This window comes from Actinosynnema sp. (assembly GCF_052038725.1).
The window spans coordinates 1-2635 of the sequence record NZ_JBQGCX010000879.1; the positions used below are offsets into that span (position 1 = coordinate 1).

The window sequence follows — 2635 nt, forward strand, 5'->3', positions numbered from 1 at the left end:
TGGAAGTGGCGTCGACCTCGGTCGACCGCCGCGATGGGGTGCTCCCCGTCGCGGACCGGCTACGTTGGCTGCGCCCGCCGGGAGGTCGGACCGGCGGGGGCTGGGCGGTCGGGGCCGCCGCGCGCGGGAGCCGGCCGGATCGGGGAGAGCGTCATGACCTTCACCTACGACGTCGACCACGTCGACGGCGCCACAGTCGTGCGCCCCGAGGGCAGGCTGGACCTGTCGACCTACGTCCCGCTGCGCGACGGCCTGCTCAAGTGCGCGGTGACCGGCCCGTCCGCCGTGGTGGTCCTGCTCGGCGACGGCTTCGAGTTCGCCACCCCCGCGCTGATGTCGGTGTTCTCCACGGTGTGGACGCGGGTCGCCGAGTGGCCGGGCGTGCGGATCATGCTGGTGGGCGAGTCCGACCCGCACCGGGCCGCGCTGGCGGGCGGCGGCGCGGGGCGGTTCGTGCCGCACTACCCGACGCTGGCCGACGCGCTGGGGGCCGTCGAGCAGCCCGCGCAGCCCCAGCGGGACGAGGCGCTGCTGCCGGACACGCCGGTCGGCGCGCTGATCGCGCGGCAGTTCGTGCGCGAGACGTGCGAGCGCTGGGACCTGGGCGACCGCATCGAGGACGCGGTGCTGGTCGCCACCGAGCTGGTGGAGAACGCGCTGGAGCACACCCGCTCCGCGCCGAGCCTGCGCCTGGAGCTGCGCGGCGGACGCCTCGTGGTGGCCGTCCGCGACGGCGGCGCGACCCCGCCGAAGCCGCCGCCGCCCGCCGGGCGCGGCCTGCTCCCCGGTGGGCGGGGGATGCGGATGGTGGAGTCGGTGAGCCGCGTGTGGGGGCACTCGCCGTGGCCCGGCGGCGGCAAGGTCGTGTGGGCGGTGCTGGGGCGCTGACGGCGGGCGCGGCGCGGGGAGCGCCGGTCACCACCGCTGACCCTGGAGGGCGCTGACGCTGGAGGGCGCTGACCCTGGAGGACGCTGACGGCGGCGGTCGGCGTCAGGCGCCCGCGCTCAGGACGCCTCGGACGACAGCGGCGTGATCGTGAAGAACCGGTGCAGCCCGGTCAGCGCCAGCGAGCGCAGCACCGGGCAGCCCGCCAGCAGCTCCAGCCGCGCCCCGCGCGCCTCGCACGCCGCCCGCAGCTCCAGCAGCGCGTTGATCCCCGACGCGGGCAGCAGCCGCACCCCGCCCAGGTCCAGCACCATCCGCCCACCGGGGGGCGGCAGCCGGTCGCGGGCGTAGTCGCGGAACGCGGGCGCCGTGGCGATGTCCAGCTCGCCCACGACCCTGACCAGCACCGAGTCCGGTTGGCTCGTGGTCGCGGACAGCTCGACCGAATCACTCATGGGGGCACCTCGGCAACCTGATCGTGCGACTACGACGAGGCTGTTCGCTCAACCAGAGGCACACCCTAGGGGGTGCGGTCCGGTGATCGCCAAACGGACCGGGACCGCACCCCGCGCGCCGGGGCTCAGCCCTCGACGCGCCTGATCACGCTGATCGGACCGATCGAGTCGATGTCCGCGATCTTCACCGGCACGCCCTCGGTGGACGCGTGCACCGCGCGCACCCCGTCGACCGCCATCGCCACGTGCGACTGGCTGGAGTAGTAGACGATGATGTCGCCCGCCTTGACCTCGCTGCGCGACACCGAACGCCCCACGGTGGCCTGGCCGTAGCTGGTGCGCGGCACGGACACGCCCGCCTGGCGGTACGCGGCCTGGATCAGGCTGGAGCAGTCCCACGAGTTCGGGCCGTTCGAGCCGTACACGTACGGCTTGCCGCGCTGCGCCAGCGCGAACGCCAGCGCCGTCCCCGCCGTGCCCGCGGGCACATTCACGGTGCTGGTGTCGCCGATGCTGGCCAGCTTGCTCTTCTGCGCGGCGCTGAGCGAGCGGTACTGCTCGCGGGCCTCGCCGACCTGCTTGTCCAGGTCGTTCTTGCGGTTCGCGATGTCCTCGGCGGCCTTGCGGGCGCCCTCGGTGGCCTCGCTGGCGCGCTTCTGCGCGTCGTCCGCCTGCACGACGGCGTCGGACAGGCCACGGATCGACTCCGAGTTCGCGGACGCCAGCACCTCCAGCGCGGTCGCGCGGTTGAGGAAGTCCTGCTGCGAGTCGCTGACCAGCAGCGCGGACAGCTGGTTGAACCGGGCGCCCTCGAACGAGGCCTCGGTCAGCGCGTCCACGTCGCCGCGGTGCGACTCCTCGGCGCTCTTGGCGTTCTGCAGGTCGCCGTTGGCCTTGTCGAGGTCGCCCTGCTTGGCCTTCAGGTCCTCCTGGGCCTTGAGGTGCTCGTCGTTCAGCCGGCCTGCCTCGGTGGAGAGGTCGTTGTACTTCTTGAGCGCGTCCTCGGCGCTGCCGGGCTGCGCGGAGGCCTGGGTCAGCGGCAGGCCGGTGACCAGAACGGCGGCGGCGGTCGTCGCCAGTGCCGCGCGGATGGTGCGCTGTGCGGGTCGTGACGCCACGTTCGAGTGGTCCTCTCTCAGCCTGCATGTCACCCGAATGGGTTAAAGCTTTAGGTCTCGGCCAGGTTACGGACCGGACCGGCCTGCGTCTACAGGGGGTTGGCTGTCGGGACGCTGTCACTCTTCGGCACCGAAGTCACCTGGCGGAAGGGGGATGCCGTCGGCCTGGAGGTTTC

Annotated in this window: 3 protein-coding genes; 1 reads left to right on the forward strand and 2 read right to left on the reverse strand. The window is 73.4% G+C overall.

Features of this window, described 5'->3' with window-relative positions; all coding sequences use genetic code 11:
• Positions 1–153 precede the first annotated feature (153 nt).
• Positions 154–888, forward strand: coding sequence for an ATP-binding protein (locus tag ACTUAL_RS18105; protein ID WP_440901095.1), 735 nt, complete (start codon positions 154–156; stop codon positions 886–888).
• A gap of 117 nt (positions 889–1005) precedes the next feature.
• Here ACTUAL_RS18105 and ACTUAL_RS18110 read toward each other — a convergent pair whose 3' ends face one another.
• The gene (locus tag ACTUAL_RS18110; RefSeq protein WP_096492372.1) at positions 1006–1341 is read right to left on the reverse strand and encodes an STAS domain-containing protein; all 336 of its coding nucleotides are present in this window, start codon (positions 1339–1341) and stop codon (positions 1006–1008) included.
• Between the two features lie 125 nt (positions 1342–1466).
• Positions 1467–2459 carry an NlpC/P60 family protein gene (locus tag ACTUAL_RS18115; protein WP_440901096.1) on the reverse strand — a complete coding sequence of 331 codons (993 nt, stop codon included), beginning with the start codon at positions 2457–2459 and terminating at the stop codon, positions 1467–1469.
• Between the last annotated feature and the right edge of the window lie 176 nt (positions 2460–2635).